The sequence below is a fragment of the Arthrobacter pascens genome, assembly GCF_030816475.1.
Classification (GTDB): Bacteria; Actinomycetota; Actinomycetes; order Actinomycetales; family Micrococcaceae; genus Arthrobacter; species Arthrobacter pascens_B.
On sequence record NZ_JAUSXF010000001.1, the window covers coordinates 4,363,340 to 4,382,349 of the forward strand.

Sequence of the window (19,010 nt, forward strand, 5' to 3'; positions counted from 1 at the left end):
TTCCAGTGAAGAAGTGCACCGGTGTGTATTCATAGCCCACGCCCCCGAAGGGCCCTCAGTAGCGTGTCTACGACAAACTGCTGCTCCGTTTCCGTAAGATGCGCGTGAATGGGCAGAGAAAGTATTTGGTCTGCGGCCCTTTCGGCTACGGGATATGCACGTGCCGGAATGTCGATGAGAGCAGGAGTCCTGTGAAGCGGCTGAGGATAATGGATGCCGGCACCAATGCCGGCTTCGTGAAGTCGCTTCAGGACGGCATCCCGTTGCGGAATCCGAATGACATACAGGTGCCAGACGTCCATGTTGCCTGGCATGGACTTTGGTAGGATTATGTCGTCAATCTCTCGAAGCATCTGGTCGTAACGGGCGGCAACCTGCCGGCGCCGTGCATTCCAGTCATTCAACCGCCTCAGTTTTATACTGAGAACAGTTGCCTGGATAGCATCAAGCCGTGAGTTGAACCCCACGGTTTCGTGAACATATTTCACGATGCTCCCGTGAGAACTGAGCATCCGAACGGTTCTTGCAATTGATTCGTTATCGGTTATGACTGCCCCGGCATCCCCCGCGGCTCCAAGATTCTTTCCAGGGTAGAAGCTGGTTGCCGATGCGGACCCCAGACTGCCCGCGGAACGTCCGAATCGAGTGGCGCCTTGGGCCTGGGCCGCATCCTCCACTATGTGCGCTCCCGCGTCGCGTGCCATCGACTCAAGTTCTTCAACTGCTGCGACTTGTCCGTACAGGTGTACGGGAACGATTGCAGATGTTCTGCTTGTAACGGCTGCAGCGACATTTGGTGCGCTAATCAACAAATACTTTTCGTCAACATCGACGAAGATGGGTATTGCACCGATCCGTATAACAGCCTCGGCAGTGGCGATAAACGTATTGACCGGAATAATCACCTCGGAGTTGCGCGTCACTCCAACGGCTCGCAAGGCCATTTCGAGCGCATCGGTGCCGTTACCCACACCAATGCAGTAGCGCGATCCCAGAAATTCTGCATACACCTGTTCGAATAGCTCAACAGCCTTTCCGCCAATGAACTGACCGCTTCGAAACAACTCTTGGATTTCTGGCAAAAGCTCCTCTTCGACTTCTTGACTCTGTGCGGCCAGGTCCACGAGGGGAATGTTCATGTGGAGCTCCTTAGAAAGGCGGTTATCTAGATGCAAGTTTCACGAAATACCGATAGCTTTCCAAACCCGCCATCGCATCCGATCCATTTGCTTTCGAACTAATTCAGTAAGTATTTGTTGGACATTTGGTTGACTACCTGCCTCGGCACGACTAAGCCGACGTCTGTACTTTCGATATCTTGAATTGCGCTTGGCTTTCCGGTCGGCTTCCGTTGCCGTGCTGGCAAGCTGGATAGCGGTTTCCTGGCTGCCGCCCGTGTCGAGCTCACGCTGGGCTAGAAGCAAGGCCTCCCGCGCCAGTGCACGGCGGGCCAGACGCAAGATAGCGCGTCCGTCAGTGTCGTCTCGCAGCTCATACGTGGAGCAGAATGCGAGAAATGCCTTCAACCTATGACTTAGGTCTGTCGCCATAGACGAATATGAGAGCAAGTGCATGTTGGACTCATGTACTCGATAGAAGGCTTGCGGGGGACCGTGGATGTAGCCGATATCCCAACGCGACGCCAGCCGAAGCCAGTACTCCAGGTCCCCGGAGTGTGGGAGCTCCGGGTTGTAGTAGCCGACTTCGCGCATCGCCTCAGTACGCATGACGACTTCAGGAGACAAAATGAAGCACCTTCCGCGGTAACTAGCCAGATGCAGCCACTCGGAACCACGCCAAACTGTCCACGTGCTTCGGTCCTTGGAGCTCAGGCTGGGGCTGCCCTCGGCATCGTTAAAATCCACCGGACGTCCATAAACCATTCCAACTGCCGGGTGGGCGGCCATTAAATCCGTGGCGCGTGCCAGTGCGTGTGGCGCCAGGAGGTCATCGGCAGACAACAAGACTGCATACGTAGTCTCAATGCGGGCAAGGCCGTCGTTATAAGTCCCGATGTGACCTTCATTTTCCGCGTGTGCGACCACGGAAATTCGGGCATCTGTATCGGCAATGGCGGTTGCCACCTTTGCGGAGCCGTCCGGGGATGCATCATCAACAATGATGATGCGCACATCGACGCGCTCCTGCGAGAGCACGCTATTCACGACCTGCGGGAGGTACTTTCCGTAGTTGTAGCAGGGTATGACCACAGTGACCGAGGCACGTTCGAGTGACTTCTGAGGCCGACATATCCTCATCGTGCACCTCCAAAGCCGAATGCGTCCCGATCGATTTCGTGGGCCGGGACGCCCACCCAGGTCTCACCGTCGGGCACGTTGCTGAGTACCGCGGCACCCATGCCGACTGTGGCGTAGTCCCCCACCGACGTCCGCTCCCTGACGCTGGAGTTCATTCCGAGGTAGGCCGCATGCCCGATCCGTACCCCGCCCCCAAGCGAGACGCCGGCGGCGAAGGTGGCGAAGTCCGCCACGTCGTCGTCGTGCGTGAAAGTGACGGAGGGCATGGCCACCACATGCGACCCCAGGGTGACCGAGGCTGTCAGTGTGACGTTCCGCATCAGGATGCTGCCGCGGCCGATCCTGCATCCCTCGGGCGGCTGCACGGACGGATCCACCGCGGTGGCATATCGGGCCTCGTGCAGGCCCATGGCGGTGAGACGCTCCACCACCGCCTCCCTGGACTTTCCGGAGCCGATGCACACGAGCACGAAGGCGTGCTTGAACTTTGGGGCATCGTCAATGGTTCCCAAAACCGGGGCGCCGTCCACGGTGACGCCGGCCATTTCCTTGTCGTCATCGAGCATGCCCACGACGTCGTACTGGCCGCTGCTGCGTACCATCGCCAGGACCTCGCGGGCCAGCCCGCTCGCGGCGATGAGGATGAGCTCACTCACGTGCGCGCACCGGCGGCCGCACGGATGCATTCCATGACCCGCTCCATTCCTGCGTCGTCCAGCTCGTGGAAGACCGGGAGTATCAGTGTCCTGTCGGTCATCCGCTCGGTGTTCTGCAGGCCGGCATTGCCTGTATCCCGCCATCGGTAGGCGGGCTGCCGGTGCGCTGCCATGATTCCGCGCCGTGCGGAAATCCCGGCATCAGCCAGCCGCGCCAGCAGCCCTTCTCGGTCGGTGCGGAAGCCCGGCAGGACTTCGAGCCAGAAGGACTGGAAGTTGGTGGTGCCGTAGGGCGGATCTGCGGCAAACCGCAGGCCCCTGAGGCCTCTTAGTCCGGCGACATACTGCGCCGCGATCTCCCGCCGCCTCTCCACTATTCGGGCGAGCCGTCCGAGCTGCACTATCCCCACGGCGGCCTGCAGGTCCGTCATCCTGTAGTTGTAGCCGATCTCGAGGTAGACCTCGGCCGGCGCCAGCACGGACCCGTGCCGGTCAGTGGCCGAAACGCTCATGGAGTGCTCGCGGAGGGTCCGGGCCCTGGCCGCCCAGTCGGCGCGCTGGGTGGTCAGCATCCCGCCTTCACCCGTGGTGATGATCTTGCGAGGGTGGAACGACCACACCGTCACGTCCGCCCCGGTGCCCACGGGCCTGCCCCTGTACTGGGAGCCTACGGCGCAGGCGGCATCCTCGATGATGGTGATCTCGTGCCTGTCGCACAGCTCGCGGATGGGATCCAGGTCAACCGGCACGCCGCCCTGGTCCACCACGATCACCGCCCGGGTATCCAGCGTCAGCGCGGCCCGAATGGTTTCCGCCGTCACGTTTCCCGTTGCCGGGTCCACGTCGCAGAAGACCGGCCGCGCACCAACATACGTCACGGCATTTGCGGTGGCGATAAAGGAAAGGGAAGGTACGACGACGTCGTCCCCGGCTCCGATGCCGGCCACCACCAGGGCGAGGTGAAGCGCAGTGGTGCAGCTGGACGTTGCGATGGCATGCCGCGCGCCCTGCGCTGCGCTGAAGTCCGCCTCGAACTGCTTGACCTTGGGCCCCTGGGCCACCCAGCCGGAGGCAACCACCTCCGCCAGGGCGCTGGCCTCCTCCTCGCCGAGCCAGGGCTTCATCACGTTGATCCGCGCAAGGACCGTTTCCGCAGTCACCGGACACCCACTTTCCTCGTCGCGGCGATCTCGTCACGCAGCGGCGTCCACCACCTGACCAGTTCGCGGAGCCCTTCCTGGAGCTCCACCTCAGCTTTGAACCCGAGATCCTGCCGCGCAGCCGTAGTGTCGGCCAGCCGGCGGACAACGCCGTTAACCAGTCGGGCCGGCCCGTGCTCCACAGCCAGGTCCGAGCCCATGACACGGAGCAGGGTCTGCGCCATTTCCAGCAGGCTTGTCTCAGTTCCGCTGGCGACGTTGTAGATGCCGTGCGTGACATCGCTGGCCGCCGCGAGGACATTGGCGCGGGCAACGTCGGCGGTGTATACGAAGTCCATGGTCTGCAGCCCGTCGCCGAAAATCAGCGGCGGTTCGCCGTCGACGATCCTTTCCATCCAGCGGACCAGCACCTCGGTGTACAGCCCGTGGACGTCCATCCGGGGCCCGTAGACGTTGAAGTAGCGCAGCATCACATAGTCCAGCCCGTTCATGGCATGGAAGCTGCGGGCCATCCCCTCGTTGAATGATTTGGCGGCGCCGTAGAAGGTGTCGTTGTTGGCGTGGTGGTGGCGCTCCGGTGTCGGGAATTTCTCCGCCATGCCGTACACCGAGGCGCTTGAGGCGGCGATCAGTTTGTCCACTTTGTGCTCCGCCGCTGCTTCCAGGATGTTGAAGGTCCCGTTAACCAGGACTTCCAAAGCAAGGCGCGGTTCTTCTGCACACTGGGTAATGCGGATGGCCGCCTGGTGGAACACCAGGTCCTTGCCTTTGGTGAGATCGTGTACCAGATCGCGGTTGCGGATGTTTCCCTGGATCACTTCCACCTGCCCGGTAGCCAGGGCACCGGCCAGGTTCAGGAGCCGTCCCCGGACCATGTTGTCCAGCACGTCAATCCGGTTAACCCTGGCCTTGAGCAGGGCATCAATAAGTGTTGAACCCACTGTTCCGGCGCCCCCTGTCACCAGGACATTGGCGCCCTCCAGCTCGCTCACCGCACACGCTCCAGCCTGGCCGCTGACGTTTCAAGTTCGGCTCCGGCGACCTCTGCCGCCTGGCCGTCCTGGCCCAGGCTGCGCGTGACGGCTTCCAGGACGGAAAGCACCCGCAATCCGGATGCCCCGCCTGTCCGGGCCTCGCGTTTGTGGCGGATGCAGAAGGCGAGCTCCTCCACCACCTGGCTGAGGGCTTCCCGCTCCTGCAGGGCAGGAGACCAGGTGTCACCCAGCCGGTAGGAAATGGCGTTCGTCTTCCTTTCGCCGGGTGATTTGGGCTGGCGGTCCAGGCTGACGCCGCGGTCATACACACTCAGCCGCTGCTGCGGGTTCAAGTCGTCCCAGACCAGGGTGCGGAGCGAGCCGCCGATCACCATCTGGCGGATCTTGGTAGGGCTCAGCCAGTTCACGTGCACATGCGCGGTGCCGTCGTTGGGAAGCCTGAAGTTCAGGTGTCCCACGCAGTCCCGTCCCGTGCCCAGCGGATCCGCTCCGAAGGCCGAGACTTCGGCAGGGTTCAGGCCCCCGGGAAGCACGAAATCAAGGATTGCCAGATCGTGCGGGGCCAGGTCCCAGAAGACGTCCACATCCGGCTGAACCAGCCCCAGGTTGATCCGGACGGAGTCCACAAAGAGGATCTCGCCCAGCGAGCCGGCCTGCACCAGCTCCTGCATCTTCAGCACGGCCGGCGTGTAGCAATAGGTGTGGTCGGCCATCAATACCAGTCCGTTAGCCTCAGCTTCGGCCACCATCTCCAGCCCATGGGCCCTGCTGTCCGCCAGTGGCTTTTCCACCAGCACATGCTTGCCTGCGCGCAGCGCCGTCATGACGGTCCCATGGTGGGTGTGGGCCGGCGTCGCGATGGCCACCGCGTCAACGTCCACCGTGTCCAGCAGCTCGTCAAGGGACTCCACCACCGGGATCTCGCCCAGGGTGGCTGCCAGTTTGCTGGCGCGCCCGATGTCCAGGTCGCAGATGGCCATCAGGTCCCAGTCGGGGCTGGCCTGCAGGTTCCGGGCCAGGTTGGGGCCCCAGTATCCGGCCCCGACGACGGCGATCTTGAGTTTCCGTGCAGGTTGCCGGTGGGTGGGGGTGTGGAACGGATTGGCGAAGTTTTTCATGTCACTTTCTTTCCCCGTGTGCGGTTCTTAGTAGGCGCCGGACGGCTGGACGACTGCGCGGAAGGTCCGCCAGAGGATTAGCAGGTCCCCGGCGATTGACCAGTTTTCGACGTAGTAGAGGTCCAGCCGGACGGCTTCGTCCCATGGAAGGTCGGAGCGGCCGTTGATCTGCCACAGGCCGGTGATTCCCGGCTTGATCAGGAGCCGCCGGTGGGTGTGGCTCTCATAGCGGTGGACTTCCCGGCCCAGCGGAGGCCGGGGCCCCACCATGCTCATGTGGCCGAGCACGACGTTCCACAGCTGGGGGAGTTCGTCCAGGGAGTACTTGCGCATCCAGCGCCCGCAGCGGGTGACCCGCGGGTCATCCCTCAGCTTGAACAGGACGCCTGCGCCTTCGTTTTGATCGCCCAGGGCGGCCAGTCGGGCCTCGGCATCCACCACCATCGACCGGAACTTGAGCATCCCGAACGTGTTGCCGTCCTTGCCGATCCTGTCCTGGCGGAAAAACACCGGGCCCGGACTGTCTAGGCGCACGATCGTGCCGAGTACCAGCAGCACGGGTGAAAGCGCCAGGAGCGCGGCCAGGGCCATCGCGACGTCCATGACACGCTTCAGCGCATGCTTCGCGCCCGAATACTGCGGAATATCCACATGCATGAGGGGCAGGCCCTCCACCGGCCGCCAGTGGATGCGGGGACCCGCAACGTTCGTCAGTGCGGCCGCGAGCACCATTTCCGCTGAGCTTTCCTCAAGTTTCCAGCCGAGTTCCCTGATGAACCTGTTGCCCCCGGGAAGCGGGCCGGCCACGATGACGGCGTCTGCTTCCACGAGGCGTGCCGTGCGGGCTATGTCGTCAGTGGAGGACAGGACCGGAACGTGCTGGTTGTCCACGCGGAGGGTTGTGCCGCGCCGTGCGCCCGGCAGGCACACGCCAAGAATGTCGTAGACCGCCCCGGTCTTCTTCACTACCTGGCGGACCACATAGCGCACGTCCTCAGGGTCACCCACCACAATGGCCCTGGAAAGGTGGTGGCCATTGGCTTTCTCGATGCTGAGCCAGCGCCGGAAGGCCCAGCGGTTCCAGGTCAGGGCCACCAGCCCCAGCGGCAGGGACACGGCGATGAATGCCGTGCCGCCGTGGACGGAAAAGACGACGGCGACGATCGCCATCAGCCCGAAGACACGCAGGCTTGCGGACGCGACGCGCTTGTATTCGTCCGCGCCGACGCCAAGGACTTTGGAATCACGGGTGTGGTAAACCTCCAGGGCTGCGAGCCAGAGGAGGACGACGGCGATGGCGGCGAGGAAAGAGCCGTCGCCGTCCGCGCCACCTGCGGTTCCGCCGCTTGAAACCAGTTCGCCGGTGAACACTGCGCCCACCACCAGGACGGAGTCGGCGGTGCGGAGAAGATTGGTGAGCCTGGCGATCCAGGCTGTTGCGGCTTCGCGCCCGGTGCGTGCCGAGGCCCGCCGTGCACCGCCGCTGCCCACGGATGGGGCAGCTGGCGGCAGCAGAAGCCGGGTTCCTACGGATTCTGCTGCCGCCAACGGCGCTGTTGTCATACGTTGTGCAGCAACGGACGCAACGGGCCAGCCCAAGGCTCCACGCCGGGTCCCGGCAATCGGTACCTCTGCCATGATTACCCCTTCCCTGCGTGTCCGCTTTGTGCTCTGACCGTGAAGCAAAATTAGTCCGTCAACGGCCGCTGTGGCGGGGAAAGAAGGGGCGCTTGTGGATGGATCAAGGGAACAGTGTGGAAACTGCGGGTACCTGCAAGGGCCCGATTTTGCCGGGGTTTGCTAGAGGACGGGCAGGACGTACGGTTCGCGGGCGGCGGCTTCCTTGCCAGCTGCCAAGGCGGTCAGCTGGGCGCGGGATTCCACTCCCAGCTTCCGGTAGATCGCAGTCAGGCGCACTTCGACGGTCCGGACGGACACGTAGAGTGTTGCTGCGATTTCCTTGTTCCGCATTCCCCGGGCCACCATTTTCGCCAGTGACCGTTCGTGGTCGGCGAGCATCAGCATGGCGGGGTTGCCGGCCGCACGGACGGGTTCCACCCGCTCGTCCAGCAGCAGGGAATCCACGTGCTGAGTCCAGGCATCCGCTCCGGCTTCATCGAACATGACTTTCGCCCGCAGCAGCGCGTCCCGGGCTTCGCGCAGCCGGCCGAAGGCGCCGAGCCGCTCCGCGTAGCAGAGCATTGTCCGGGCCCGTTCCAATACAGACTCGTGGGCGATCCTGCCCTCCAGCGCCTGGCTGAACAGCTGCAGGGACTGATCGCCGTCGGCCAGCATGGCCCGGCTTCGTGCCACAGCAGACATCAGCCACGGTGAGCGCAGGCCAACGGAACGGCTCTCCAGGCGGAAGAGCGCCTGGGTGGCTTCCCGGTGCCGTCCCAGCCGGACCAGCACCTCCACCAGATCCGCCCCGCATCGCAGCAGAGTGGGATTGCCAAAGGCCATACCAATCTCGGCAGCACGGGACAAGTGGGCGAACGACTCTGCGAGGTTGCCCCGCATGAGGGCAAAATGGCCCTGGTATGCAGCCAGCTGGGCAGTGATAGCCGGGTGGCTTTCCCCGCCGGAGAAATGCTGCGCCTCCGCCACGTAGGCACGCGCCAGTGCCTCATCGCCCAAAGCGTGGGCCCGCCACACCCGGAAGATGTGCCGGATCCCGCGATGGTATTTGATCTCCGGTTCAGAGAGTTCCAGGTCCTCGATCAGCTTGACTGCCGTCCGGACATTGCCCGCACGTATCTCGTTGTCCACCGCAAGGAAGTCTGCGGTCTCCCGCCAGTTGATGTTGCTCGCCTCCAGGGAGTTCCGGACCATGCTGAACGCCTCGTGGGCGAGTTCATGGTGTTCCGCGTAGCTGAGGGAGCGGCCCTGGACCAGCAATGTCGCAACGTTGTCGCTTACGCCGGCTTCATGCTTGCGGCCAACATTTTCGGTTTTGCCGCCGATTGCCTCGATCAGCAGCCTGGCGCGGCCCACCATTGCCAGGCAGTCGGCGGAGGCGGATTCCTGGAAATTCCTGAGGTGCTGCAGGAGGCCGGCTGCATCTTCCAGCTCCCAGCGCTCTGCATAGTAGAGGGAGCCCAGGGCCAGCAGTTTTGCGGCAAACGCCGGATCGTGCTGGCCGAATTCCTTGACCAGGCGCAGCACCATGCTGGAGCGTACGGCGGCCCCCTGGATGAACTGGATCTCGAAAGCCAGGCCGGTCAGGCGAAGGATCAGCGCAGGATTGCGCGTCACCCGCTGCGCCCAGGTCAGGTAGCGCTTGGCGTAGACAAATTCGCCCCTGTTGAACAGCAACTCGGCCAGGGTGGTGAGGCGGGCAGCGGTCTCGGCCTCCCAGGGGTTGATAGTGAGGGCGCGTTCAATGTATTCCACGGCGAAGGCAATCTCCCCGCTGCGGATAAGATCGGCGGCGAACCGGAGGAGGCCGAACGGTGTCTGCCTCTCCAGCGCGGTGAAGCTCAGGTGCCACCGTCGGGCGTAGGGGTCAGTAGCCTCGGCCGCTTCGGCCATGGCACGGTGGCTGGCGGTGCGCACTGCCGGTGTCATGGCCGCAAAGACGTAACCGCGGAGCAGCTGGTCCCGGATCCGGAGGTAGGGGCCGGTCCTGCTGACCATTCCGGCGGCCAGGAGTTCATCGATCCCGGGCCACAGCTTGCTGTAGACCTTTTCCAGGGTCGTGATGTCGCTCCGGCAGGACAGCGAAAGGAGGTCCAGGACACGCCGCGCATCGTGGGTCAGCCCCCCGACGGTGGCTGCGAATTCAGAGACGAAGCTCCCCTTGGAGGGCAACGGCACCGGAAGGGCGTACTTGCCTTCGGCCTGCCGCTCAAGCAGGCATGTGTAGAGCTCGACGGCGGCCAGCGGGTTGCCTTGGGTGGCCGCGGCAACCGCGTGGACGGCCGCCGTCGCGGTCTGCGGTGCCGGGATCGACTCGAGCATCCGGACGGTGTCGTTGTAGCTCAGGGGCCTCAGTCGAAGGCTCGGAAGGCTGGCGAACGGGCTGTCAGGGGATTCTTCGCGCATGCTGAGGAACAGAGCCATGTCAGTTCCGGAAAGGCGGCGCGCCAGGAAGCCTATGACCGACTGGCTGCTGGGGTCCAGCTGGTCTGCGTCGTCGATGACGATGACAGTGCGGGAGGACGAGCGCTGGTGCAGTCCGTTGAGGAGCATGGTCGAGACCGTCGGCACGTCCATGGCGCCGGTGAAATCACGGAGCAACTCGTCGGCGAAGCGGTTGAGGACGGGATCATCGATTCCGTTCAGGAGTGCTGTGAGACCAGAGAGCGGCCAGTCGGACTCGGAGGCGCTTGCCCGAAGGAAAACAGTCCGGTAATCGGAAAGCCTCGGAATCTCGGACAGCAGGGAGGATTTTCCCACTCCTCGCCGCCCTACGACCGCTAGTGCTGACTCCTTGGGCCCCCGGATCACGGAAATGATCCGGTCCAGCTCCTTGCTTCGGCCTATTAACGACATGTGGTCCCCATCCATCGAAGAAGGAGACCTGTATTCCTTTGTACTTTCAAAAAAATTGTGTGTCTCGCCGCCGGTCCCTAGCATGACCGGCGGTTCAACCCCCTGGCCGCTAGTTGCGTCCAGCCCGGTACCCAGCCGTTGCTTGTCAATATAACCTTGATCCACAATTCGCACCAGAGAATTCCTGCAGGTGAAGTACTCGTATTCCCCCGTCAAGTACACATATTCGTGGCGCTCAAGTACTCATATTTCCGTCCCGTTTCAAAATTGTCCTATACGCATCAGCTGATTCTCCATGGTGTTTTAGCTTGTGAACTTCTCTGAATCTGGCCCCGGTCTTCTGTGTGAGTGCACATTCCCTGGCCGATAAGGCACGTCTAGGGTGGAGACCGTGTGATCCACCCCACGGCTGAACCGCCACGACCGGTTCCGATCCGGGGATCCACGCCGCCGAAAACAGGCTCCGTTTAAAAGTATTGATCTCAAAGTATTGATCGAAAATCTTCTGCAATAACACTAAGGACGGCGCAGGCATGAACTCTGACCAGCAGTTATCCAAGTCGCTCAAGCCGCGGCATCTTTCCATGATTGCCATCGCCGGCGTGATCGGCGCGGGCCTTTTTGTGGGTTCAGGCGCTGCGATCCAGCAGGCCGGACCCGGAATCCTTCTTGCCTACATGGCTGCCGGGATCGTGGTGATCCTGGTGATGCGCATGCTGGGTGAGATGGCCGCTGCGAATCCGGAGACCGGATCGTTCTCCACGTACGCTGACAAGGCCCTGGGGCGGTGGGCAGGCTTCAGTATCGGCTGGCTCTATGCCTGGTTCTGGATCATCGTCCTGGGCATCGAGGCAACAGCAGGCGCGGCCATCATGCACCGCTGGGTGCCGGGTATCGACCAATGGGTCTGGGCGCTCATCCTCATGGTGCTGCTGACCCTGACCAACCTTGGCTCGGTGAAGTCCTACGGTGAGTTCGAGTTCTGGTTTGCCTCCATCAAGGTTACGGCGATCGTCCTGTTTCTGCTTTTCGGTGCCGCCGCCATCCTGGGACTCGTTCCCGGCGTTCCCGCTCCCGGCCTGAGCAACCTGACGGGGAACGGCGGGTTCCTGCCTAACGGTCCGGGAGCTGTCCTGGCCGGCATCCTGGTCGTGGTTTTCTCGTTTTTCGGTGCCGAAATCGCCACCATTGCGGCCGGCGAATCCGAAAATCCCGTTGATGCCGTCAAGAAGGCCGTGAAGTCCACGGTATGGCGCATCCTGGTGTTCTACATCGGCTCGATCGCCATTGTTGTCACGCTTTTGCCCTGGAACTCCGCCAATGTGGCCAAGAGCCCGTATGTTGCCGTCATCGAACTGTTCGGGATCCCCGGTGCGGGCACCATCATGGACATTGTTGTGCTCACCTCCGTCCTGTCCTGCCTGAACTCCGGGTTGTACACCGCCAGCCGCATGCTCTTCTCGCTCTCCAAGCGCGGCGATGCACCCAAGGCGTGGACCCGGATTTCCCGCCGCGGTGTTCCTGCCACAGCTGTCCTTGCCTCAACTGTCGTGGGTTTCGTGACGGTGGGACTGAACTACGTCGCCCCGGACACGGTTTTCCTGTTCCTCGTCAACACCTCGGGCGCCATCGCCCTGTTCGTCTGGCTGGTTATCGCAGGCTCGCAGCTCATCCTTCGCAGGCGGATGGGGGCAGCGGCAAAGGATCTGGCCCTGAAGATGTGGCTGTTCCCGTACCTCACGTGGGTGTCCATTGTTAGCATCGTGGCACTGCTCATCGGCATGGTCATCCTCGAATCCACCCGCGAATCGCTCCTGCTGTCCTTGGCGCTGGGCGCGGTTGTGGTGGGCATCGGCCTGTGGCGCTACCGCAAGCCTGCCGCTCTTGCCACCGCCGACCTTCGCGGTGGGACCGGCGAAGATGAGACCGCCGAAGGTGAGACCGCCGAAGGTGAAAACACAGTCGTAGGTGCCGGCCCGGCGGCGTAATTCTTCGCTGTCGGTAGATCACTGCTCAAACAGGCCGCATGCGGTGTGTTCCTCTCGGAACAACCTGCATGCGGCCTGTGCGTGTCCCGGCCGGAGCGGGGCCTGCCGTCTGCTTAGGCCGCCAGGCCCAGCACCAGGTTGATGGTGGCAGCCAGGATGACCGTCCCGAACAGGTAGGACAGCAGGCTGTGCTTGAGGGCCTCGCGCCGGATGCGGGGATTCTCGAGGTTGGTGTCCGACACCTGGTATGTCATGCCGATGCTTGTTGCCAGGTACGCGAAGTCCGTGTACCGCGGTGGCTCGTCCTGGTTGAAGCTGACCCCGCCTACTTTCTCTCCTCCGTAGTAATGCTCCGCGTAGCGCAGGGTGAAGAGGGTCTGCACCAGCATCCAGGACAGCGCGACGCTGGCGAGTACCAACGCGGCACCGCCCAGCCTGGTGCCGCCGCCCTGGTGTGAGTCCACAATCACGACGGCGACGGCTGCCAGCGAGGCAGCGTTGGCCACAAGGATGAGAAAGTCGGTAGCCGCGCGCGAGGGATCCTCCGTGGTGGCGTGCGACTTGGTTTCGTCCGGATCCAGGCCGCCGATCACCACCCACACCCATGCGACGTAGACCAGGGCCGCAGTGGCCCAGCCCGCCGCCGGTGCCTGCAGCCAGCGTCCCGTCGCGCCCGTGGCGGCGGATGCTGCCAGTCCCGCCACAATCATGGCCACGAATCTCAGGCGGCTGCGGCGCACCCTTGGGCGCAGGGTTTCAGTCATGCTCTGAACTCTAACGGGGGCAGAGCCCGCGGCAGCCACTCCGTCACCTGAGGCAGCCTTTTAGGGTCCACCCTCTCGGCCCGAGGCGGGGTGGCGCGGATCTGCCGCCGTCGGCCGTCCAAAAGAGTGCCTGCCGTGACACGAAACGGCAAGGAGGCGCGGTTTTCCACATAGGCGCAGCCGCGGTGTCCCGGCAGCCGCACGGCGCTTACTCTTGAGTCACGCGCAAATCGCCTTACCGGTCCAAATGCACTAAGATAGTGAAGTCTGTGCTGCGTCCTGCCTCCGTTCCGGTGGCCGGACATTGCATGGCACCGCAAATGAACCTCCTGTTACGGAAATGCCGTAACCGCTTAGCCCAAAGGAGGTGGGTTCACATATGCGTCCTTACGAATTGATGGTAATCATCGACCCCGAGGTCGAAGAGCGTACCGTTGAGCCGTCGCTTCAGAAGTTCCTAAATGTCATCACCAACGATGGTGGAACCATCGAAAAGGTTGACATCTGGGGCCGTCGCCGACTGGCCTACGACATCAAGAAGAAGTCCGAAGGTATCTACGCCGTGGTGAACTTCACCGCCAAGCCGGACACCGCCAAAGAACTTGACCGCCAGCTGAGTCTCAACGAGACCATCATGCGCACCAAGATCACCCGCCCCGAAGAGCAGAAAGTTGTTGCCGAGTAATTCCGGCTTCGATTTTCATTCTTTACCCCGCAGGAACGAACTCTCTTCATCCAGGATCGAACAAGGAGGCAGTAGATGGCAGGCGAGACCACCATTACGGTCATCGGTAATCTCACCAATGACCCGGAGTTGCGGTTCACTCCGTCAGGTTCGGCAGTAGCGAACTTCACCATCGCTTCCACCCCACGCACCTTTGACCGCCAGTCGAATGAGTGGAAGGACGGGGAAACCCTGTTCCTCCGCGCATCTGTATGGCGTGAAGCTGCCGAGAACGTCGCCGAATCCCTCACCAAGGGCATGCGCGTGATCGTTTCCGGCCGTCTGAAGAGCCGTTCCTACGAAACAAAAGAAGGCGAAAAGCGCACCGTTATCGAGCTCGAAGTCGATGAAATCGGCCCGAGCCTGCGCTATGCCAACGCCAAGGTCAACCGCACCCAGCGCTCCGGCGCCCAGGGTGGTCAGGGTGGCTTCGGCGGAGGCGGCGGCGGTGGCTTCGGAGGCGGCGCTGGTGCAAACCAGGGCGGCAACTCCGGTGGAAACTGGGGCGCAAACCAGCCCGCAGCGCAGGAAGACCCTTGGGCAACGCCCGGGGTCAGCAATGCCGGCGGCTGGGGCAACGGCCCGGACTCCGAACCTCCCTTCTAACCACTCATTAAGGCCCGACGCCGGGACCGCCGCGGTTGCCGCAAGGCACCGCACGTGACTGCCGCCGTCGGACCACCACCATCCCGTGGATCAATATCCACGGGCTCCCTAGAATAGGAGCTCCACGATGGCTAAGGCTGAACTCCGTAAGCCCAAACCAAAGTCCAACCCCTTGAAGGCCGCTGACATCACCGTCATCGACTACAAGGACGTAGCATTGCTGCGCAAGTTCATCTCCGACCGCGGAAAGATCCGCGCCCGTCGCGTCACCGGCGTCACGGTCCAGGAACAGCGCAAGATCGCACAGGCAATCAAGAACGCCCGCGAAGTTGCTCTGCTGCCTTACTCCGGCGCTGGCCGCGGCTAAGGAAGGGATTAACTAACATGGCAAAGCTCATTCTGACCCACGAAGTAACCGGTCTCGGTGCTGCTGGCGACGTTGTCGAGGTCAAGGACGGTTACGCACGTAACTACCTGCTGCCCCGCAACTTCGCCCTGACCTGGTCCAAGGGTGGCGAGAAGCAGGTTGAGTCCATCAAGTCTGCCCGCGCCGCCCGCGAGCACGCTTCTCTGGAAGACGCTCAGAAGCAGGCCGCTGCACTCTCCGCGAAGCCGGTCAAGCTCGTTGTCAAGGCTGGCGAGACCGGACGCCTGTTCGGCACCGTCAAGCAGGGCGACGTAGCCGACGCTGTCGAGGCCGCTGGCCTGGGCCGCATCGACAAGCGCAAGGTTGAACTGCCGGCACACATCAAGTCGGTTGGTTCATACCAGGCCAACGTCCGTCTGCACGACGACGTTGCTGCCGTGATCGAACTCGACGTAGTCGCTGGCAAGTAGCACTTCCGGCCATTGGCCGCAAAGCGCTATGCAGTCCTGACTGCTGAAGGCCCCCGCTTTCGGATCCTCCGGGAACCGAAAACGGGGGCCTTCGCCGTTCCTGGCCCGGCATGTTCTACCGGGCTCTTGGGCGGGGGCTCCGATGCGCTGCAACTGGCCTATGCCGGCCGGGAGTCAGCCGTTTTGTGTCCATGCCGTCATATGCCGATAGCCGGCCCGGATCAGCTCCGCGAGCACGGCCTCGTCCACATCTTCCAGCTTGTTGACATACAGGCACCCCGCTCCAGTCCGGTGCTTGCCCAGCCTGGGCAGCAGTGCGCCGGCCTCAGGGCTTTGCAGGAGCCGGTAAAGCGAGAGGCTCGCCTTCCTGGGCGAGAAGCCCACAGCCGCCGCATCGCCTTCCCGCCCGGTTTCGTATCTGTAGTGGTACCGCCCGAATCCCACGATACTGGGACCCCACATCACGGGCTCCTCGCCGGTGATCGTGGACATCAGTTCCAGGAGGCGCAGGCTGTCCCGGTGCCGCACAGAGTGGTCCACACCATCGAGGAACCCGCCGACGGAAGCCTCTGTTGCCTGGGTTTTGTTTTCGGCCATGGAGGAAGTCTGGCAGAGGGCTGTGAAGTTGTCAGGGCCGAGGCAGGGATGGCTAGGCCGGATAGAGAGCCCGGGGAATAAAGACCGGTGGACGGCCGTTGGGCAAGTACATGCAAAAACATGTATCCTAGTTTTCCAGCCGAACCTCAGGAGCACACCGTGGAAACCCGCCGCATCATCGTCCTTTCAGCCGGTCTGGGCGTCCCTTCGTCGAGCAGGCTGCTTGCCGACCAGCTCGCGGCCTCCGCGGAACGACAGCTCTCCGCTGCCGGATACCAGGTGGCGGTGGAGGTTATCGAGCTCCGGGACCTTGCCGTGGACATCGCCAATAATTTCGTCACGGGCTACGCCGGACCGCGCCTCGCTGAGGTTATCGCGGCCGTGGAGGCCTCCGACGGCGTCATCGCTGTGACCCCGGTGTTCAGTGCGTCGTACAGCGGCTTGTTCAAATCCTTCATCGATGTCCTGGACCCGAAGTCGTTGGAGGGGAAGGCAGTCCTGCTGGGTGCCACAGGAGGCACAGACCGCCACCAGATGGTGCTGGACTACGCCATGCGACCGCTCTTCAGCTACCTGCGGACCCGGATGACTCCCACCGGTGTCTTCGCCGGTCCCCAGGACTGGGGAAACACGGACGACGGCGGATCGCCGCTTTCGGTGCGCATCGACCGCGCGGCGACCGAGTTCGCCGTGCTGCTCCAGGGCAGCCAGCCCCGCCCCCGGCCGGCAGCGTCGCAAACCCTGCCGTTCGAGCAGTTGCTGGCGGGCATCTCGGGCGGTCGCTGAGGCAAGTCCGGGCAGGCAAATCGGGCGCTCTCTGACGCGGGTACGGGCAGGGGCATCGGAGGGGGCCGAACTTTCGGGCCGTCCCGCTCGTTGTCCGGGACATGAAATGTCCTGTGGATTCCGTTGACCTGATTATGAGCGAACGCAGTGGTGTCGAGATTGACTACTGCCCCCAGTGCCGCGGCGTGTGGCTGGACAGGGGTGAACTGGACAAGATCATTGATCGGGCCGCCGATTCCCTGGGCGGAGGGGCTGCCCGCCCGGCAGCCCCGGCACCCGGGGTGGGGCCGCCGCCGCTGTACCAGAACTTTGAGCCCCGCCGCGAGCAGCCCCGCCCCGATGACCGGAACTACGGGAAGCAGGGCTATGACCGCGACTACGACCGGCGCCGGCCGAAAAAGAAGGAGGGCTGGCTGGGCGACCTATTCGACTTCTAGCGGAGCCGCCCGGAGCCTACAGAGCTGCCGGGACGTGGCTGCCGCCGGCCGCGGGCGGCTGGTGCGCCAGTCGTGGTGTCAGTCGTCCAGGAGCGCGATGAACTCACGCGCCTGCTTCAGTGAGATGTCTGAGTGGCGCGTGAGGGCATTGGCTGCGGCTTCGGTGTCGCCGCTGCGTGCGAGCGTGCGGATCCGCCCGTAGATCTCGTCATTGAGCATGTTGCTAGAGACTTCGCGGGTGACGTCGCCTTTACTGGCGATGGCACGGTACCGGTAAGGGAAGCGCTGCGGGACATCGTCCTCATCAGGGTCAGCCGCCACGGGCTCTGCTGCGGGACTCCGGTACGGCTGGGGGTGGGCCGCCAGCGCGCCCACTGCATCCCGGGCGGACCGCAGGCCCTCTCCGGTTGCCTCGTAGTAGAGCTTGATGGCTGCCATCGCCTGTCCCTGGGCGATGAGCGCGTAAAGCCGACGGTGCTGGTCCTCGGTAAGCCTCGCAGCGGCTGAACGGGCAACCTCTACGGGATCCACTGCGGGGGTGGCAGGCCGGGAGCTGGCGGCGGCCCGCCTGCTGACGGCCCGGGCGGCCAAGGCCACGCCTATAGCGACAACAACCATGATGAGGGTGGGGATCAATAGCGATTGCATTGTCTAAAGCCGATCTACATACTTTTTGGCGGTAGCCAGGTCCGAGTGTGTTGCCTGGCGGAGTAGTTTGATGGCCTGGATCTTCTGTCCGTTACGCGCCATCGACTGCAGCTGCTGGAAGAGCTGGGGATTCAGCTGACCGCCGGGAAGTGCCAGGTAGCCATAATGCCCGGGGCTTGCCTGCGCCTCCTGTGCGGCCCGGGCGTGTCCCTCCTGTTGCGACTGCTGCTGCTCATTCTGGCTGGGCCGGGTAGTGGCGGTCACGCGGGCGCGAGCCGCGGTGGCTGCCCGGACTTGGGACGCATAGTGCTCGGCAGACCGCATCGCGAGGTCCTGCTGGTACCTTTCGGCGTCTGAAATGCCGGAATCCCGGGGGCGCAGTGCCGTCGCGAACCCCCAGAGCACCGCCACAAGAATCAAGGCAGGCAGTAACACGATCAGTATTTCGCCCATAAATAGAGCTTAGGCCAGTTCCCGGTTATCCACAGCATATTCCGTGGCCCGTATGCAAGCAGCAGGCTTCCGCGGCGATTTCGCGCAGTCCGGTGTGCAATCGATCACAAAATGCGCATGAATCGCCACGATCATGGCTCGAAAACGGCCAACTATCAACAGCGCCAGCCTGCAAGCTGTGGATGAAGGTTCATCAAAAGAATATTTACTCCACACGCTGGCAAGAACGTTTCCGCAGGTCAGAGCGATATGTGAGGCAAAACTTTCTTTGTTTCCACAGGCTCACCCACAAGCTGTGCACAAGCTATGCCCCTTAGTGCACAGGTTATCCACAGCTGCGGGCAGGTGCCGGCTTTGCTGTGGAGACAAGGAGGGCTAGCGTAGCGGAATACCTGTTTTGGGGCTGCGGAAACGGGTCTCCGACACTGTGGCAAACACCATGACCGGTCCAATGACCTGGGCGTGGTGCTGCCCTCTGTGGATAACCTG

Annotated in this window: 19 protein-coding genes; 7 read left to right on the forward strand and 12 right to left on the reverse strand. The window is 62.9% G+C overall.

The genetic code is table 11. From position 1 onward, the window contains the following. Positions 1-29 precede the first annotated feature (29 nt). The 8 genes from QFZ40_RS20070 to QFZ40_RS20105 form a co-directional block, all read right to left on the reverse strand. Positions 30-1,139 carry a DegT/DnrJ/EryC1/StrS family aminotransferase gene (locus tag QFZ40_RS20070; RefSeq protein WP_306906553.1) on the reverse strand — a complete coding sequence of 370 codons (1,110 nt, stop codon included), beginning with the start codon at positions 1,137-1,139 and terminating at the stop codon, positions 30-32. Positions 1,140-1,178: 39 nt separating this feature from the next. Continuing rightward, complete coding sequence (locus tag QFZ40_RS20075) at positions 1,179-2,258, reverse strand: glycosyltransferase family 2 protein (protein ID WP_306906554.1); 1,080 nt, start codon at positions 2,256-2,258, stop codon at positions 1,179-1,181. Further along, positions 2,255-2,914 carry an acetyltransferase gene (locus tag QFZ40_RS20080; protein WP_306906555.1) on the reverse strand — a complete coding sequence of 220 codons (660 nt, stop codon included), beginning with the start codon at positions 2,912-2,914 and terminating at the stop codon, positions 2,255-2,257. The genes QFZ40_RS20075 and QFZ40_RS20080 overlap by 4 nt, the downstream gene beginning before the upstream one ends. Further along, on the reverse strand, positions 2,911-4,074 hold the full coding sequence (locus QFZ40_RS20085; protein WP_306906556.1) for a DegT/DnrJ/EryC1/StrS family aminotransferase: 1,164 nt from the start codon (positions 4,072-4,074) through the stop codon (positions 2,911-2,913). Before QFZ40_RS20085 ends, QFZ40_RS20080 begins: the two co-directional genes overlap by 4 nt. Next, positions 4,071-5,066 (reverse strand): NAD-dependent epimerase/dehydratase family protein, encoded by a 996-nt coding sequence (locus QFZ40_RS20090; protein ID WP_306906557.1) that lies wholly within the window; start codon positions 5,064-5,066, stop codon positions 4,071-4,073. Before QFZ40_RS20090 ends, QFZ40_RS20085 begins: the two co-directional genes overlap by 4 nt. After that, positions 5,063-6,187: a Gfo/Idh/MocA family protein gene (locus QFZ40_RS20095; protein WP_306906558.1), complete on the reverse strand. Its 1,125-nt coding sequence runs from the start codon at positions 6,185-6,187 to the stop codon at positions 5,063-5,065. The genes QFZ40_RS20090 and QFZ40_RS20095 overlap by 4 nt, the downstream gene beginning before the upstream one ends. A gap of 27 nt (positions 6,188-6,214) precedes the next feature. After that, positions 6,215-7,750 carry a sugar transferase gene (locus tag QFZ40_RS20100; protein WP_373427487.1) on the reverse strand — a complete coding sequence of 512 codons (1,536 nt, stop codon included), beginning with the start codon at positions 7,748-7,750 and terminating at the stop codon, positions 6,215-6,217. 237 nt (positions 7,751-7,987) lie between these two features. Beyond that, the gene (locus tag QFZ40_RS20105; RefSeq protein WP_306906560.1) at positions 7,988-10,681 is read right to left on the reverse strand and encodes a LuxR family transcriptional regulator; all 2,694 of its coding nucleotides are present in this window, start codon (positions 10,679-10,681) and stop codon (positions 7,988-7,990) included. Positions 10,682-11,214: 533 nt separating this feature from the next. On the opposite strand from QFZ40_RS20105, the gene QFZ40_RS20110 reads away from it, so the two are divergent. After that, on the forward strand, positions 11,215-12,669 hold the full coding sequence (locus tag QFZ40_RS20110; RefSeq protein ID WP_306906561.1) for an amino acid permease: 1,455 nt from the start codon (positions 11,215-11,217) through the stop codon (positions 12,667-12,669). Between the two features lie 113 nt (positions 12,670-12,782). On the opposite strand, the gene QFZ40_RS20115 is transcribed toward QFZ40_RS20110, so the two are convergent. Beyond that, complete coding sequence (locus QFZ40_RS20115; RefSeq protein ID WP_306906562.1) at positions 12,783-13,433, reverse strand: DUF1345 domain-containing protein; 651 nt, start codon at positions 13,431-13,433, stop codon at positions 12,783-12,785. 379 nt (positions 13,434-13,812) lie between these two features. Here QFZ40_RS20115 and rpsF point away from each other — a divergent pair, with 379 nt between their 5' ends. The 4 genes from rpsF (at position 13,813) to rplI (ending at position 15,600) form a co-directional block, all read left to right on the forward strand. After that, a complete protein-coding gene (gene rpsF / locus QFZ40_RS20120) occupies positions 13,813-14,118 on the forward strand; it encodes a 30S ribosomal protein S6 (protein ID WP_050683795.1) in 306 nt (101 codons plus the stop codon). Positions 14,119-14,193: 75 nt separating this feature from the next. Further along, positions 14,194-14,763, forward strand: coding sequence for a single-stranded DNA-binding protein (locus QFZ40_RS20125; RefSeq protein ID WP_306906563.1), 570 nt, complete (start codon positions 14,194-14,196; stop codon positions 14,761-14,763). A 127-nt stretch (positions 14,764-14,890) separates the two neighbouring features. Beyond that, a complete protein-coding gene (gene rpsR, locus QFZ40_RS20130; protein WP_003800144.1) occupies positions 14,891-15,130 on the forward strand; it encodes a 30S ribosomal protein S18 in 240 nt (79 codons plus the stop codon). 17 nt (positions 15,131-15,147) lie between these two features. After that, positions 15,148-15,600, forward strand: coding sequence for a 50S ribosomal protein L9 (gene rplI, locus QFZ40_RS20135; RefSeq protein ID WP_306906564.1), 453 nt, complete (start codon positions 15,148-15,150; stop codon positions 15,598-15,600). A gap of 174 nt (positions 15,601-15,774) precedes the next feature. Here the strand turns inward: rplI and QFZ40_RS20140 are convergent, their stop codons facing one another. Next, entirely contained in the window at positions 15,775-16,197 is a 423-nt protein-coding gene (locus tag QFZ40_RS20140; protein ID WP_306906565.1) for a DUF1801 domain-containing protein, read from the reverse strand. Between the two features lie 159 nt (positions 16,198-16,356). Here QFZ40_RS20140 and QFZ40_RS20145 point away from each other — a divergent pair, with 159 nt between their 5' ends. Next, positions 16,357-16,983, forward strand: coding sequence for an FMN reductase (locus tag QFZ40_RS20145; protein ID WP_306906566.1), 627 nt, complete (start codon positions 16,357-16,359; stop codon positions 16,981-16,983). A 101-nt stretch (positions 16,984-17,084) separates the two neighbouring features. Continuing rightward, positions 17,085-17,420 (forward strand): TFIIB-type zinc ribbon-containing protein, encoded by a 336-nt coding sequence (locus QFZ40_RS20150; RefSeq protein WP_306906567.1) that lies wholly within the window; start codon positions 17,085-17,087, stop codon positions 17,418-17,420. A 78-nt stretch (positions 17,421-17,498) separates the two neighbouring features. Here the strand turns inward: QFZ40_RS20150 and QFZ40_RS20155 are convergent, their stop codons facing one another. Beyond that, the gene (locus QFZ40_RS20155) at positions 17,499-18,068 is read right to left on the reverse strand and encodes a hypothetical protein (protein WP_306906568.1); all 570 of its coding nucleotides are present in this window, start codon (positions 18,066-18,068) and stop codon (positions 17,499-17,501) included. Between the two features lie 3 nt (positions 18,069-18,071). Continuing rightward, entirely contained in the window at positions 18,072-18,521 is a 450-nt protein-coding gene (locus tag QFZ40_RS20160; protein ID WP_306906569.1) for a hypothetical protein, read from the reverse strand. Positions 18,522-19,010: the final 489 nt, after the last annotated feature.

Coding starts and splice junctions, on each gene's coding strand:
- QFZ40_RS20160 (WP_306906569.1), bottom strand. CDS start 18,521: ATGGGCGAAATACTGATCGTGTTACTGCCTGCCTTGATTCTTGTGGCG.
- QFZ40_RS20115 (WP_306906562.1), bottom strand. CDS start 13,433: ATGACTGAAACCCTGCGCCCAAGGGTGCGCCGCAGCCGCCTGAGATTC.
- rplI (WP_306906564.1), top strand. CDS start 15,148: ATGGCAAAGCTCATTCTGACCCACGAAGTAACCGGTCTCGGTGCTGCT.
- QFZ40_RS20110 (WP_306906561.1), top strand. CDS start 11,215: ATGAACTCTGACCAGCAGTTATCCAAGTCGCTCAAGCCGCGGCATCTT.
- QFZ40_RS20155 (WP_306906568.1), bottom strand. CDS start 18,068: ATGCAATCGCTATTGATCCCCACCCTCATCATGGTTGTTGTCGCTATA.
- QFZ40_RS20105 (WP_306906560.1), bottom strand. CDS start 10,681: ATGTCGTTAATAGGCCGAAGCAAGGAGCTGGACCGGATCATTTCCGTG.
- rpsR (WP_003800144.1), top strand. CDS start 14,891: ATGGCTAAGGCTGAACTCCGTAAGCCCAAACCAAAGTCCAACCCCTTG.
- QFZ40_RS20075 (WP_306906554.1), bottom strand. CDS start 2,258: ATGAGGATATGTCGGCCTCAGAAGTCACTCGAACGTGCCTCGGTCACT.
- QFZ40_RS20140 (WP_306906565.1), bottom strand. CDS start 16,197: ATGGCCGAAAACAAAACCCAGGCAACAGAGGCTTCCGTCGGCGGGTTC.
- QFZ40_RS20100 (WP_373427487.1), bottom strand. CDS start 7,750: ATGACAACAGCGCCGTTGGCGGCAGCAGAATCCGTAGGAACCCGGCTT.
- QFZ40_RS20125 (WP_306906563.1), top strand. CDS start 14,194: ATGGCAGGCGAGACCACCATTACGGTCATCGGTAATCTCACCAATGAC.
- QFZ40_RS20070 (WP_306906553.1), bottom strand. CDS start 1,139: ATGAACATTCCCCTCGTGGACCTGGCCGCACAGAGTCAAGAAGTCGAA.
- rpsF (WP_050683795.1), top strand. CDS start 13,813: ATGCGTCCTTACGAATTGATGGTAATCATCGACCCCGAGGTCGAAGAG.
- QFZ40_RS20095 (WP_306906558.1), bottom strand. CDS start 6,187: ATGAAAAACTTCGCCAATCCGTTCCACACCCCCACCCACCGGCAACCT.
- QFZ40_RS20150 (WP_306906567.1), top strand. CDS start 17,085: ATGAAATGTCCTGTGGATTCCGTTGACCTGATTATGAGCGAACGCAGT.